The organism is Stenotrophomonas sp. a6, assembly GCF_030913325.1.
Classification (GTDB): domain Bacteria; phylum Pseudomonadota; class Gammaproteobacteria; order Xanthomonadales; family Xanthomonadaceae; genus Stenotrophomonas; species Stenotrophomonas maltophilia.
The window spans coordinates 2,646,656-2,661,096 of sequence record NZ_CP133161.1 but is presented as its reverse complement, the minus strand read 5'-3'; the positions used below and the strand labels follow the sequence as shown (position 1 = coordinate 2,661,096).

Sequence of the window (14,441 nt, the reverse complement as noted above, 5' to 3'; positions counted from 1 at the left end):
GTAACGCGCCCCGGGATCATGAAGTTGCCGGCCAGCGGCCGGCACTACCGGTCGTTGGCGAGCGCGGCGGCACCGCGGGCACATGTGCCATCAGTCCTGCCTGCATCCGCCGCAGAATGCAAAGCCCGCCCACACCTCACGGCTCGAGGCAGGAGTAGGCTTGAGGCTTTCCTGCCGGGAGGGGTTGTCCATGCGTGTGCGTGCCGTCGCTGTAGCCATTGCCCTTTGCCTGTCCAGCACCGTGCTGGCCGCCGATACCCCGCCGATGACCCCGGACATCAGCGGCAAGCCCTTCGTTGCCCCCGATGTCGGTCGTGACTACGACAAGCGCGTGGTGATGGTGCCGATGCGTGATGGCACCAAGCTGTATACGGTGATCGTGGTGCCCAAGGGCGCCCGCAATGCCCCGATCCTGCTGACCCGCACGCCCTACGATGCCGCTGGCCGCGCCAGCCGCAGTGATTCGCCGCGCATGCGCGACCTGCTGCCGCAGGGCGACGAGGTGTTCGTCGACGGCGGTTACATCCGCGTGTTCCAGGACATCCGTGGCAAGTACGGCTCCGAAGGCGATTACGTGATGACCCGGCCGTTGCGCGGGCCGTTGAACAACACCAAAGTCGACCACTCCACCGACGCCTGGGACACCATCGACTGGCTGGTGAAGAACGTGCCGGAGAGCAATGGCAAGGTCGGCATGCTCGGCTCGTCGTACGAGGGCTTCACCGTGGTGATGGCGCTGACCGACCCGCATCCGGCGCTGAAGGTGGCCGCACCGCAGAGCCCGATGGTCGATGGCTGGATGGGCGACGACTGGCTCAACTACGGTGCGTTCCGCCAGGTCAACTTCAACTATTTCGCGATGCAGACCGAGAAGCGCGGCAAGGGTACGCCGCTGCCCAGTCTCGGCTACGACGACTACAGCACTTTCCTGCGGATCGGTTCGGCTGGCGACTACGCGCGCTTCACCGGCGTGGACCAGCTGACCTGGTGGAAGAAGCTGGTCGAGCACCCGGCCTATGATGGCTTCTGGCAGGGCCAGGCGCTGGACGCGGTGATGGCGAAAACGCCGTTGAAGGTGCCGACCATGTGGCTGCAGGGCCTGTGGGATCAGGAGGACATGTGGGGCGCCAACCACGCCTACCAGGCAATGGAAGGGCGCGACAGCGGCAATAACCGCAATTACCTGGTGATGGGGCCGTGGCGGCACAGCCAGGTGAACTACAGCGGCAGTGAGCTGGGCGCGCTGAAGTTCGACGGCGATACCGCGCTGCAGTTCCGCCGTGATGTGCTCAAGCCGTTCTTCGACCAGTACCTGGTGGATGGCGCGCCGAAGGCCGACACGCCGCCGGTGCTGGTCTACAACACCGGCGAAAACCACTGGGATCGCCTGAAGGGTTGGCCGCGCAGCTGCGACAAGGGCTGTGCTGCCAGCAGCAAGCCGTTGTACCTGCGGGCCGGCGGCAAGCTGGCATTCCAGGCGCCGGCGGCGGGCGAGGGCGACTTCGAGGAGTACGTGTCCGACCCGGCCAAGCCGGTGCCGTTCGTGCCGCGTCCGGTCCGCTTCGGTGACCGCGACATGTGGACCACCTGGCTGGTCAAGGACCAGCGCTTTGTCGATGGTCGCCCGGACGTGCTGACCTTCATCACCGAACCGCTGACCGCGCCGCTGCGCATCGGCGGCGCGCCGGTAGTGCACCTGCAGGCCTCGACCAGTGGCACCGACAGTGACTGGGTGGTGAAGCTGATCGACGTGTATCCGGACCAGGAAGCGTCGACGCCGGAGATGGGTGGCTACGAGCTGCCGGTGTCGCTGGCGATCTTCCGTGGCCGCTACCGCGAGAGCTTCAGCGATCCGAAGCCGCTGGCGGCGAACCAAGTGCTGCCGTACCGTTTCGACCTGCCCAACGCCAACCACACGTTCCAGAAGGGCCACCGGGTGATGGTGCAGGTGCAGTCCAGCCTGTTCCCGCTGTACGACCGCAACCCGCAGACCTACGTGCCGAACATCTACCTGGCCAAGCCAGGCGATTACCAGAAGGCCACGCAGCGGGTCTGGCACAGCGCGGCGCAGGCGAGCTACATCGATCTGCCGGTGTATTGAGGTTAGTGAGATCCGCCGGGTGTGCGATACCCGGCGGCTGGGGTAGTGCCGGCCGCTGGCCGGCATCCGCAATGGCGCAGGAGCGTGTCGACCAAGGTCGACACCTACCAAGGCTGGGCCATGGCAGGTCGATTCAGGCGGCTGCGGTAGTGCCGGCCGCTGGCCGGCATCCGCGATGGCGCAGGAGCGTGTCGACCAAGGTTGACACCTACCAGGGCACTGGCCTTCACCCCACCTTCGAGGGCCCCGTGCGCCAGCGGCTGGGGACCAGGCCGAAACGCTTGCGGAATGCCGCGGCGAAGTTGCTGGGATGACGGTAGCCGCTGGCGGCGGCGGCCTGCTCGACCGTCCAGCCGTCCTCGCGCAGGCCCTGTTCGGCGTGGCGCATGCGCTGCTCGTGCAGGTAGTCGAACACCGAGCAGCCGTACTGCTGGGCGAAATGACGGCGCAGCGAGCTGGGGCTCATGCAGGCCAGCTGGGCCAGCTCGACCAGGCTGTGGGCGTGGCTGGGGTCGTCATGCAGGTAGGCACGCACGCGCTCCAGGCGCTCGCGCTGGCCGGCCCGCAGCGTTCGTACAGGGTCGGTCTGCAGATCCTCGGCCTTCAGGCCAACGGCCAGCAGCTGCAGAGCAACGCCCTCGCGCCACAAGGCGTCGATGCCATCTTCCCATGGGCTGTCGAACAACTGGCCGAGTACCGGCAGCAGGGTATGCGGAATGGCCCAGTGGCGGCATTCCAGGTGGCTGTTGAGCGCGGTCTCCAGCTGCGGCAGATGGAACAGATCCGGATCGATCTGGCCGGGCACCATGACGCTGACGCCGCGCATGCGCGTTTCGCCGGGGTGCGCACCGGTCATCTCGACCTGCTCGCGGTGGTGCGCGGTCATCGCCGTGCCGGCGCGCAGGGTGAAACCACCGCGTCGCGGAATGCGCACATCGACCTGGCCCTGCAGCATCACGCGGATGGCCAGGCCGGGACTCTGCTGGGCGGTCGCTACATAAGGAAAGCGATTATGGACGTCGGAGGCGATCAGGCTCATGCCGCCGCGCAGGAACTGCTCGTTGACCTCGCCATGGCCGGCCCACTGGTCGTCGCGCAGGTGTTCCGGGTCAGCGCGGTAATCAAAGCCATGACGGTGGCCGAAGCGGCGGTAATCGGCAAAAGTGAAGTATCGGGACATCGCTCGGCACGTACTTTGGAGGTGGACGCTGGCATGACCTCGCCCACGCGCTCTGCAACGCAGATGCAGATCCGGTCGTTACCCGCGCAGGCATGCTGGGAAGCAGTGGCGTGGGCACTCTGGATGGCTGGGGAAACGCCAGGTTGAATGGAGTGTGTCGAAGAAACTGGAAACGTTTCCCATTGTCGCCTCGATTCGCGCGCTTTTGATTCCAATAGGGTCAAAACGATTGACGATTACGGCCAAAGTGAAAATGCCGCCGAGCATACGCCGGCGTTTTGCATGCATATCCGTACGTAATTCCATACATCAACTTGAGTTGAGGTTTCATGGCTGGAACGATCGCCCGTAGACGCGGTGTCAGCCAGGCCATCACAGGAATGCGCGTAGGGTGGGGTGGTTGGCTGCTGCAGGCCACTTCGATACCCCCACTGATGGAGAACGCAGATGATTGATTACCAACTCACCGGCAAGACCGCGATCGTGACCGGCGGCGTGTCCGGCATTGGTCTGGCCGTGGCGCAGACCCTGGCGGCGTCCGGCGCGCGGATCTCGGTCTGGGACCTGAAGCAGGATGCGGTGGATGCCACCGTGGCGCAGTTGCGCAATGCCGGAGCACAGGCGATTGGCATCGCGCTGGACGTCACCGACGACGCAGCGGTGGAGGCGGCGGTGCAGCGCACGATCAAGGAACTCGACGGCCTGCATGTGGCGGTCAACAACGCCGGTATCGGCGGGCCGGCCGCCAGCAGCGGTGACTATCCGATCGATGGCTGGCAGCGGGTCATCGACGTCAACCTGACCAGCGTGTTCCTGTGCCAGCGTGCGCAGATCCGGGCAATGCGAGCCGCTGGAAGCGGCGGCAGCATCATCAACATGGCCTCGATCCTGGGCCAGGTGGGGTATGCCGGTTCCACCGCTTATGCGGCGGCCAAGCACGGCGTGGTCGGGCTGACCCAGACCGCCGCGTGGGAACATGCCGCCGACGGCATTCGTGTCAACGCGGTCGGCCCGGGCTTCATCAGCACACCGCTGCTGGAGAAGATGGACCCGAAGGTGCGCGCCACGCTGGAAGGCCGTCACGCCTTGAAGCGGCTGGGTACGGCCGAGGAAGTGGCGGCGCTGGTGGCCTGGCTGGCCAGCGACGATGCCTCGTTCGCGACCGGCGCGTACTACGCCATCGATGGTGGCTACCTGGCGCAGTGAGCGAATGCGGTCAGTAGATCCACGCCATGCGTGGAGGAATGCGTGCGGTGAAGAAGGCGTGCCATCGCCTTCACCGCCGTCCCACGATCGCCGCGCGACGCTCCGGGAAAATTCCGGAGCTTTCCCATGGAACTTACCCAGGATGTCTCGATCCTGCTGCGCGTTGCCGCAGCGATGCTGTTCGGCGGCGTGCTCGGCGTCGAGCGCGAGATGGGCAAGCACGCCGCTGGCCTGCGTACGCACATGCTGATCGCAGGGGCCGCCGCGTTGATCGTCGGCCTTGGCGACTCGGTGGCCGAGCATTTCCAGCAGGAGCGCTACCGCGACCTGCTGCAGGTTGATCCGGTACGCCTGATCGAAGCGGTGGTGGCCTGTGTCGGCTTCGTTGCCGCTGGCACCATCCTGCGTGGGTCACGCGAGGACCAGGTCAGCGGCCTGACCACGGCCAGCTCGTTGATCATGGCGGCGGCCATCGGGATTGCGGTGGGGATCAGCAAGTACGTGATTGCCATCGGCGTGAGCGTGCTGTGCGTGCTGGTGCTGGCAGTGATGCGGCGGCTGGAGAAACGGATCTCGTAGGGAATCTCGAATTGCCGGCCAGCGGCCGGCACTACCATGCGGACTAAATGGTCGGACCAATATGGCATCTAGCCCTATGGTCTAATAGGTTCCTCGCCGGAGTGGCGGTTAAATCCGCTGCAAGTGGTCTGATCGAAATCATTATTGGTACGACCAATAATCGACAGCCACGGCGATCCACCGCCTGCGGTGGGGCACCTTCCGCATCCAGTCGAGAGTCTTCATGCAGCCCTGGCAACACCTGTACGACCCCGCCGGCAACCTGTGGTTGTCGAGCCTGATCGCGCTGCTGCCGATCGCGTTCTTCTTCGTTGCCCTGGCCGTGCTGCGCATGAAGGGCTGGCTGGCCGGCACGATCACCGTGGCCATCGCGCTTGGCGTGGCCCTGCTGTTCTACCGCATGCCGCTGAGCCAGGCGCTGGGTGCGGCCGGCTTCGGCTTCGTCTACGGCCTTTGGCCTATTGCCTGGATCATCATCGGCGCGGTGTTCCTCTACAAGGTCTCGGTCAAGACCGGTCAGTTCGACATCATCCGCGCTTCGATCCTGTCGGTGACCGAAGACCAGCGCCTGCAGATGCTGATGGTCGGCTTCGCCTTCGGTGCCTTCCTGGAAGGCGCGGCCGGTTTCGGCGCACCAGTGGCGATCACCGCGGCGCTGCTGGTCGGGCTGGGCTTCAAGCCGCTGTATGCCGCCGGCCTGTGCCTGATCGTCAACACTGCGCCGGTGGCGTTCGGTGCAATGGGCATTCCGATCATCGTGGCCGGGCAGGTCACCGGCCTGGATGCCTTCGAGATCGGCCAGATGGCCGGCCGCCAGCTGCCGTTCCTGACCGTCATCGTGCTGTTCTGGATCATGGCGATCATGGATGGCTGGCGTGGCATCAAGGAAACCTGGCCGGCGGTGCTGGTGGCCGGTGGCTCCTTCGCCATCGCGCAGTACCTGACCTCCAACTTCATCGGTCCGGAACTGCCGGACATCACCGCCTCGCTGGCGTCGCTGGTCTGCCTGACCCTGTTCCTGCGCCGCTGGAAGCCGGTACGGATCTTCCGCTTCGATACCGAAACCAGCGCCGAGGCGGCCGCACAGGCACTGGAGGCGCCGCGCTACAGCATCGGCCAGATCGCCAAGGCGTGGTCGCCGTTCCTGATCCTCACCGCGATGGTCACGCTGTGGAGCATCAAGCCGTTCAAGTCGCTGTTCGCGGCAGGCGGCCCGCTGGAAGGCTGGGTGCTGAAGCTCCCGGTGCCGGGCCTCGACCAGAGGGTGCAGAAGATGCCACCGATCGTGGACGCGCCGCTCAGCTATGAGGCGGTCTACAAGTTCGACTGGTTCTCGGCCACCGGCACCTCGATCATCCTCGCGGCGGTGATCGCGATCATCGCGCTGCGCATGCCGGCCCGGTCGGCGCTGCAGACCTTCGGTGAAACCGTGCGTGAGCTGCGCATGCCGATCTATTCGATCGGCATGGTGCTGGCCTTCGCCTTCATCGCCAACTATTCGGGCCTGTCGGCAACGCTGGCGCTGGCACTGGCGCACACCGGCGACGCCTTTCCGTTCTTCTCGCCGTTCCTGGGCTGGCTGGGCGTGTTCCTGACCGGCTCGGACACCTCGTCCAACGCGCTGTTCTCGGCGCTGCAGGCGACCACCGCGCAGCAGATCGGCGTGTCCGACGTGCTGCTGGTGGCGGCCAACACCACCGGCGGCGTCACCGGCAAGATGATCTCGCCGCAGTCGATCGCCATTGCCTGCGCGGCGGTTGGCCTGGCCGGCAAGGAATCGGACCTGTTCCGTTTCACGGTCAAGCACAGCCTGGTCTTCACCACCATGGTCGGCCTGATCACCCTGGCCCAGGCCTACTGGCTGACCTGGATGATCCCCTGAGCCATGCACGGCTGGCCGACCACCCGCTGCGCGCTTCGGGCCACAATGGCGCCATGAGCACGCAACGTATCTCGGACAAGGTGGCCGCGCAGCTGCGCGGCCTGGTGCAGGAACAGCGGCTGCAGCCGGGCGATCGGCTGCCGGCCGAACGCACGCTGGCGGTGCAGCTGGGGGTCTCGCGCACGGCGTTGCGCGAGGCCATCGCGCAGCTGGCCAGCCAGGGCCTGCTGACCGCACGGGTCGGTGGCGGCACCTACGTGGCCGAACCGGCGGCGCGCGCGCGGCAGGCGCTGGATGAACCGCTGGCGCCGTACCTGCCGCTGTTCCAGGGCGACCCGGAATACCGCTTCGACGTACTGGAGATCCGCCATGCGCTGGAAGGCGCCACCGCCTGGCATGCGGCGCTGCGTGCCACCGACGAGGACCGCACGCGCATCGCGCAGTCCTTCCAGACCATGATGGACGCGCACGGCAAGGACGACCCCACCGGTGAAGCGGAGGCTGACGCGGCCTTCCACCTGTCCATCGCCGAGGCCTCGCACAACCTGGTGCTGCTGCAGGTGATGCGCGGCCTGTTCGAACTGCTGCAGACCAACATCTCGCAGAGCCGCGAGAAGCTCTACACCTCGGCGAGGACCTTCTCGCCGCTGTCCGACCAGCATCGCGAGATGATGGACGCGGTGCTGGCCGGCGACCCCGAACGCGCGCGCGCCGCCGCGCATGCCCACCTCGAGTTCGTGCACACCACGCTGCGCACGCTCGATGACAACGAAGCCCGGCGTGCGCGGGCCTCGCGTCTACCTTCCCCACACGGTTGACCCCATGATCATCTCCGCCTCCACCGATTACCGTGCTGCTGCCGAACGGCGGCTGCCGCCGTTCCTGTTCCACTACATCGATGGCGGCGCGTATGCCGAGCACACGCTGAAGCGCAACGTTTCCGACCTGTCCGACATCGCGCTGCGCCAGCGCATCCTGCGCAACATGTCCGACCTGAGCCTGGAAACCGAGCTGTTCGGCGAAACGCTGGCGATGCCGGTGGCGCTGGCGCCGGTCGGCCTGACCGGCATGTATGCCCGGCGCGGTGAAGTGCAGGCGGCGCGCGCGGCCGACAGCCGCGGCATCCCGTTCACGCTGTCGACCGTATCGGTGTGCCCGATCGAGGAAGTGGCACCGGCCATCCAGCGGCCGATGTGGTTTCAGCTGTACGTGCTGCGCGACCGTGGCTTCATGCGCAACGCACTGGAGCGGGCGCAGGCCGCTGGCGTGACCACGCTGGTGTTCACCGTGGACATGCCGGTGCCGGGCGCGCGCTACCGCGATGCACACTCCGGCATGAGCGGCCCGAATGCATCGCTGCGCCGTATCGGCCAGGCCATCACCCATCCGCACTGGGCGTGGGACGTGGGACTGTTCGGCCGTCCGCATGACCTGGGCAACATCTCCACCTACCGTGGCAACCCGACCGGGCTGGAGGATTACATCGGCTGGCTGGGCAGCAACTTCGATCCCTCCATTTCCTGGAAGGACCTGGAGTGGATCCGCGAATTCTGGAAGGGCCCGATGGTGATCAAGGGTATCCTTGACCCGGATGACGCGCGTGATGCGGTCAAGTTCGGTGCCGATGGCATCGTGGTCTCCAACCACGGTGGCCGCCAGCTGGACGGCGTGCTGTCCACCGCGCGCGCACTGCCGGCGATTGCCGACGCGGTACAGGGCGATCTGAAGATTCTCGCCGATTCGGGCATCCGTACCGGCCTGGACGTGGTGCGCATGCTGGCGCTCGGTGCCGATACCGTGCTGCTGGGGCGTGCCTTCGTTTATGCGCTGGCCGCGCAGGGCGAGGCCGGCGTGGCCAACCTGTTGGACCTGATCGCCAAGGAGATGCGCGTGGCGATGACACTGACCGGCGCGCGCCGCATCGCCGATATCGGTCGCGATTCACTGGTCAGCCTGCCGTGAGCAGCCACGATTCCGTGCTGGCACAGTTGCGCGACGCGGTCGGCAGCCGCCATGTACTGACCGGTGACAAGGCTACCCGCCGCTTCCGTCGCGGCTATCGCTTCGGGGATGGCCCGGTACTGGCGGTGGTGCGCCCGGGTACCTTGCTGGAACTGTGGCACGTGCTGCAGGCAGCGGTGCAGGGCGGGGCGGCAATCATCCTGCAGGCGGCCAACACCGGCCTGACCGGTGGCTCGACCCCGGATGGGAACGACTATGGGCGTCCGATCGTGCTGGTCAGCACGCTGCGCCTGACCGGCATCCAGCTGTTGAACGAAGGCCGCCAGGTGCTGTGCCTGCCCGGCGCGACGCTGGACCGGCTGGAGCAGACGCTGGCGCCACTGGGCCGCGAACCGCATTCGGTGATCGGCTCGTCCTGCATCGGCGCCTCGGTGCTGGGCGGCATCTGCAACAACTCCGGCGGCGCGCTGGTGCGCCGTGGCCCGGCCTACACCGAGCTGGCGCTGTACGCGCGGGTCGATGCGCAGGGCCAACTACAGCTGGTCAACCATCTCGGCATCGCGCTGGGCGATACGCCCGAGCAGATCCTGCAGCGCCTGCAGGCCGGCGACTACAGTGCGTCGGATGTGGGGGACGGCGACGGCCGCGCGGCCTCCGATCCGCGCTACGCCGACGAAGTGCGCAAGGTCGACGCCGATACCCCGGCGCGCTTCAATGCTGATCCCAGCCGCCACTACGAGGCTGCCGGTTCGGCCGGCAAGCTGGCGGTGTTCGCGGTGCGCCTGGATACCTTCGAAAAGGAGGCCGCCGAAGTCTTCTACATCGGCAGCAACCGCACCGACAGCCTCACGGCGATCCGGCGCCAGCTGCTGACCGGCTTCGAGCGCCTGCCGATTGCCGGTGAGTACATCCACCGCGATGCCTATGACATCGGCGAGCGCTACGGCAAGGACAGCTTCCTGCTGATCGATCGCCTCGGCACCGCACGTGTACCTGCCGCGTTCGCATTGAAGAGCCGCGTCGACGGCTGGTTCGAACGGCTGGGCCTGCGTGGGGTGACTGACCGGGTGATGCAGGTTCTGACCGGCCTGCTGCCCTCGCACCTGCCCAAGCGCATGGGCGAGTTCCGCCAGCGCTACGAGCATCACCTGTTGCTGAAGGTCTCTGCCCAGGACGCTGCGGAAACCGAGGCCTGGTTGCGCGCCTTCTTCGCCGGGCACGAAGGCGGCTTTTTCCACTGCACGGCCGAGGAGGGGCGCAAGGCGTTCCTGCATCGCTTCGCCGTGGCCGGTGCCGCGGTGCGCTACCGCGAAGTGCATCGCGGGCAGGTGCAGGACATCGTGGCGCTGGACATTGCCCTGCGCCGAGATGATGCCGACTGGTTCGAGCAGTTGCCGGCCGATGTCGACGGCCGCCTGCTGCACAAGCTGTATTACGGGCACTTCCTGTGCCACGTGTTCCACCAGGACTACATCGCGCGCAAGGGTGAAGACCCGATGGCGATCGAGCACGCGATGTGGGCGCTGCTGGACCAGCGCGGTGCCGAGTACCCGGCCGAACACAATGTCGGTCACCTGTACCCGGCCAAGCCGGCGCTGGCCGGGTTCTACAGGCAGCTGGACCCGAGCAACACGTTCAATCCCGGTATCGGCCAGACCTCGAAGGCCAAGGGCTGGGGTGGCTGCGATTGCGGATGATGTAGAGCCGCCCCTATGCTCGGCTGCTCCTGCCGACAGACAGCAGACGAGCATGGCTCGACGCCGCCCGGGCAACGGTTACCATCGGAAGCCCATCCGCAGGAGCCATCCATGCCCACCGCCGCCGTCCGCGCCACCCTGTGCACTGCATTGCTGGCGACCCCGCTGCTGGCGCTGGCCCAGAGCGCGATCCTGCCGCAGCAGCGCGATGCCGCCGGCAACGTGATGGAGCCGCTGGGACAGGTACTGATCGCGAGTGAGACTGGACCGTCGGGGCTTTATGACTGCACGCGGGACGGCAACTGGTGCGTGCGCGTGCAGCCGGTTGCCGAGGAGGGTGACCGGCCGACCGTGCTGGAAGTGCTTGAGAAGGCACCGGGCCAGGGCAAGCCGCACAGCTACCACGTCAGCATCGACGTGCCGCAGGAAAGCGAGCTGTCGCTGTGGCCATGGATCGTGCGGCTGGCCCCTGGCGTGGGCAGCGATGAACCGGTGACCGACCCGCAGCAGCGCGCCCGCCAGAATGTGCTGGTGGGTGGCATCGTCAAGTTCAGCACCATGTACTCCGGTGGAGGTGCCGACGCGTCCACGCTGCAGCTGGCACGCGTGCGTCACCTGCAGGACGACATCCAGGTGGACGACGACGTGCTGACCGTGCCATGGCTGGGCAATGCGATGATCCGCGCCTGTTTCAGCGAGCAGGACATCAAGCAGCGCGCCGGTGCCTGCCACGACGAATACGGGTTCTCGGCGAAGCTGGCGCTGGATACGGTTGCCGAGGGCATGCCAGTGCTGCGCTACCAGACCGTGGCGACCCGGTACCCGGCCGGTGTTTCGCGCTTCGAGGATTCGCTGGCCAGGGGGCCGCTGAAGAAGCAGGATCTGCGCATCGAACAGGACCCGGCGTGTACCTACACCCGGCTGTTCCGCTTCGGGGCGGGGATGTTCCACCCGGACCAGGCACTGCCGGACTGTGCCGGCTATACCGAACCCTGAATTGTAGCGTCGAGCGATGCTCGACGGGTCTTCGGACGGGCGGCGCGAAAAGCCAGTCGAGCATGGCTCGACCCTACAAAAGCGGTGGCGGCGCTTACTCGCAGCGCGTGGACGTGATGATGTTGTCCTTGTCCACGAACACGCGCAGGCGGTCCTGGCGGATGTCCTTGGTGGTGATGGTGCTGGGGCCGATCGGGTTGACCAGGCCGGCGCCACTCTCGCGGGACAGGCGGCGGATGTTGGGCTCATTGGCCGGCTGGCCGATCGCCCAGCCCAGCTGGCTGGCGTCGCAGCGGCCGCTGCCTTTGACTTCCGGGCCAGGCGTACTGACACAGGCCGACAGCAGCAGGGCAGAGGCCGGCAGCAACAAGGACAGACGGAATGCAGACATGCGAGCGCTCCTGCGCAGGGAAGATGGCGGGAACGATAGCACCGAGCGTGCGAAAGGCGTCAGCGTCCCGGTCATTGCCGGCACAGCGTGGTCATTGCATAGTGGGAGGAATGGCTGGCAGTACGCCAGCGGGCAGGCCGGGCCTTTCCGGCGCAGGTGTTGGATACGGTATGACGGCAGGCAGTTTCCGCGGCAAAGACAAGACGATGACGGCGCTGGTGTTGTCGTTGCTGGGCGTGGCGTTTGCCGCCTCCGCTGCCGATCCGGAACCCGCGCCGGTCGAAACCCCGGTATTCGGTGCCTGGCGCAACCTGCAGACCGAAGCGGGCTACGAGCCTGCGCAGCGCAACCTGGCGTTTGCCATGCTGCCGCAGGCGGCGACCCGAGGCGATCGTTTCGCCATCCTCGACCGTGAAGGCAAGCGGACGGTGTGCTGCCTGCAGGTGGCCAGTCCCTCGCTGGGCGTGGCCGCGCTGCGCGAGCAGTACCACCTGCCGCAGGCCTGGGTGACCGACCTGAGCAATGGCCGCAGCCCCGCACGCCCCTATGTGCCGCACGTCTATGCGATGCAGCGGGTGGACGAGCTGGTCGACTACAGCTTCGCCGATGTGCCTGGCGCCTACAGTGACCTGGGCGGGCTGCTGATTCCGGAAGGTGCAGCGCTGGAGGCCGACGGCAGCGCCGTGCGCCTGGGGGACACCCGCTACCCGCTGCATTTCCAGCGCCAGCCGCACGCCGATGACGATGGGGCGCTGGACCGCTACAGCCTGCAGGCCGGCGAGGGTGCCGCCCCGATCGTGGTTGAAGTGCCGTTCGGCACCTACTGATTGCAGCTTCGCACTGGCTAGAATGCAGCGCGGCGCTGTCTGCCGTGCCTGCTCCGTGAGTCGTTGCCGTGTCCCTGCGCCCCTTCCTGCTGTCGTCCCTGCTGTTGTTGTCCGCCTGTGCCAGTGCGCCGCCGCCGCCGGCCCATTCCGATGCATTGTGGCGATTGATCGAACGTGACTGCCGGGGCCCCGAAGGTCCACGCGGCGACTGCCTGCGCGTGGAGACGGCCGCAGACCGCCGCGATGTGCTGGTCAAGGATGCGCACGGCGACTACCAGTTCCTGCTGATGCCGCTGGACAAGGTGAGCGGTATCGAGAGCCGCAGCCTGTACCAGCGTGGTGCACCGAACTACTTCGCTGCCGCCTGGCAGGCGCGCAGCCACACCGAACAGGCCCTGCGGCAACCACTGCCGCGCAACGTCGCCAGCCTGGCGTTGAACTCGCCGCACGGCCGCTCGCAGCACCAGCTGCATATCCACGTGGATTGCCTGCGCGCCGACGTGCTGCAGGCGCTGGACACGCATGCTGCCGCCCTCGGCAGCCGCTGGGCACCGCTGCCGGTCCTGCTGCGCGGCCATCAATACCAGGCACGCCTGCTGGCGGGCGCGGAACTGACCGCCAATCCGCTCAATCTGCTGGCTTACGATCTCGCAGGCGTGGACGATGTTGGTCAGTGGAGCCTGGTCGTGGCCGGCCGGGACGCCGTGCAGGGCGGCCCGGGCTTCATCCTGCTGGCGACCCGGGTGGACGCCGGCACCGGCAACGAGGCCAGCGCCGAAGAACTGCAGGACCACGCCTGCTCGGTGCTGACCGGCGCAGGCGACGCGTTGGAGCGGGTCCGCTAACCCGGTGGCTGCTGGCGGCTGCGCCAGACCGGTGCAGTCAGCGCCAGCAGCTGGCGGTCCTGCCAGCCATCCAGATCCAGATGATGGTCGCGCAACAGGCCTTCGTGCTCGAAGCCGAAGGCGTGCAGCGCAGTGGCGAACGGGTCACTGCAGTCCGGTGGCAGCATCACGAACAGGCGGTGCACGCCCACATCCTCGAACAGGAACGGGCACAGCGCGCGCAGCGCTGCATCCACGTGCGGGTGCCAGTGCTGCAGCGACAGCAGCTCGGCGCAGCGCGTATGCAGGGACTGCAGGCGGACATGCAGCTGGTCCAGGACAGTGCCGTGCTCGTCATCGAACACACCCAGCAGCAGCTGGTCGTTGTCCTGCTCCAGCCGCGAGCGATGCATGTGGGCAAGGAAGCGGGCTTCTTCGTCGATACCGGCCGGATGGCGGCGCCCGCGCCGGCGCCGGTCGTCGAACAGGCGCCAGGCCGGCAGATCGGCCCGCTGGAACGGGCGCAGGGTGACCGGTGCCACCTGCAGCTGCAGCAGATGGCGGCGCGACACAGGGCGCAGCGGGGGGAGGAGGGATGTGGGGTACGGGGTCATCATCCCCGGAACGATGGCAATGCCCGGTTCGCCAGACCATTCAAAAGATTGCAAAAACGCGACGACCACCGGGCGGAGCCTGATTCGGTTCAGGCATAAGTCCATCAGGGCTGGTCATTTCCGTTGAAACCATCCATTCAGGACACTTTCGTTACGGGATCGTTATGCGCCGCGCAGGCCTC

13 protein-coding genes are annotated in these 14,441 nt (G+C 66.8%); 10 read left to right on the top strand and 3 right to left on the bottom strand.

Going from position 1 to position 14,441, the window contains the following annotated elements:
* Positions 1–190: 190 nt before the first annotated feature.
* Positions 191–2,101, top strand: a complete 1,911-nt coding sequence (locus tag Q9Q79_RS12270) for a CocE/NonD family hydrolase (protein ID WP_049451822.1) — start codon at positions 191–193, stop codon at positions 2,099–2,101.
* 226 nt (positions 2,102–2,327) lie between these two features.
* Here the strand turns inward: Q9Q79_RS12270 and Q9Q79_RS12265 are convergent, their stop codons facing one another.
* Entirely contained in the window at positions 2,328–3,281 is a 954-nt protein-coding gene (locus tag Q9Q79_RS12265) for an AraC family transcriptional regulator (RefSeq protein ID WP_005413776.1), read from the bottom strand.
* A 447-nt stretch (positions 3,282–3,728) separates the two neighbouring features.
* Between Q9Q79_RS12265 and Q9Q79_RS12260 the strand changes: the two genes are divergently transcribed.
* From Q9Q79_RS12260 to Q9Q79_RS12230, 7 genes are all read left to right on the top strand, one after another.
* Positions 3,729–4,487: an SDR family NAD(P)-dependent oxidoreductase gene (locus tag Q9Q79_RS12260; RefSeq protein WP_012480580.1), complete on the top strand. Its 759-nt coding sequence runs from the start codon at positions 3,729–3,731 to the stop codon at positions 4,485–4,487.
* Positions 4,488–4,613: 126 nt separating this feature from the next.
* Positions 4,614–5,066 (top strand): MgtC/SapB family protein, encoded by a 453-nt coding sequence (locus Q9Q79_RS12255; RefSeq protein ID WP_005413774.1) that lies wholly within the window; start codon positions 4,614–4,616, stop codon positions 5,064–5,066.
* A 223-nt stretch (positions 5,067–5,289) separates the two neighbouring features.
* Positions 5,290–6,948 carry an L-lactate permease gene (gene lldP, locus Q9Q79_RS12250; protein WP_012480579.1) on the top strand — a complete coding sequence of 553 codons (1,659 nt, stop codon included), beginning with the start codon at positions 5,290–5,292 and terminating at the stop codon, positions 6,946–6,948.
* Between the two features lie 53 nt (positions 6,949–7,001).
* Positions 7,002–7,766: a transcriptional regulator LldR gene (gene lldR / locus Q9Q79_RS12245; protein WP_201862310.1), complete on the top strand. Its 765-nt coding sequence runs from the start codon at positions 7,002–7,004 to the stop codon at positions 7,764–7,766.
* Positions 7,767–7,770: 4 nt separating this feature from the next.
* Complete coding sequence (gene lldD / locus Q9Q79_RS12240; RefSeq protein WP_201862315.1) at positions 7,771–8,910, top strand: FMN-dependent L-lactate dehydrogenase LldD; 1,140 nt, start codon at positions 7,771–7,773, stop codon at positions 8,908–8,910.
* A complete protein-coding gene (gene dld / locus Q9Q79_RS12235; RefSeq protein ID WP_201862317.1) occupies positions 8,907–10,607 on the top strand; it encodes a D-lactate dehydrogenase in 1,701 nt (566 codons plus the stop codon). Before lldD ends, dld begins: the two co-directional genes overlap by 4 nt.
* Positions 10,608–10,718: 111 nt before the next feature.
* Positions 10,719–11,603, top strand: a complete 885-nt coding sequence (locus Q9Q79_RS12230; RefSeq protein ID WP_043035210.1) for a hypothetical protein — start codon at positions 10,719–10,721, stop codon at positions 11,601–11,603.
* A 94-nt stretch (positions 11,604–11,697) separates the two neighbouring features.
* On the opposite strand, the gene Q9Q79_RS12225 is transcribed toward Q9Q79_RS12230, so the two are convergent.
* The gene (locus tag Q9Q79_RS12225) at positions 11,698–11,994 is read right to left on the bottom strand and encodes a hypothetical protein (protein WP_005413768.1); all 297 of its coding nucleotides are present in this window, start codon (positions 11,992–11,994) and stop codon (positions 11,698–11,700) included.
* A gap of 170 nt (positions 11,995–12,164) precedes the next feature.
* On the opposite strand from Q9Q79_RS12225, the gene Q9Q79_RS12220 reads away from it, so the two are divergent.
* Positions 12,165–12,821 (top strand): decarboxylase, encoded by a 657-nt coding sequence (locus Q9Q79_RS12220; protein WP_043035211.1) that lies wholly within the window; start codon positions 12,165–12,167, stop codon positions 12,819–12,821.
* A gap of 68 nt (positions 12,822–12,889) precedes the next feature.
* Entirely contained in the window at positions 12,890–13,666 is a 777-nt protein-coding gene (locus tag Q9Q79_RS12215; protein WP_012480573.1) for a CDP-diacylglycerol diphosphatase, read from the top strand.
* Here the strand turns inward: Q9Q79_RS12215 and Q9Q79_RS12210 are convergent.
* Positions 13,663–14,262: a GNAT family protein gene (locus tag Q9Q79_RS12210; protein ID WP_033833900.1), complete on the bottom strand. Its 600-nt coding sequence runs from the start codon at positions 14,260–14,262 to the stop codon at positions 13,663–13,665. The genes Q9Q79_RS12215 and Q9Q79_RS12210 overlap by 4 nt on opposite strands.
* Positions 14,263–14,441: the final 179 nt, after the last annotated feature.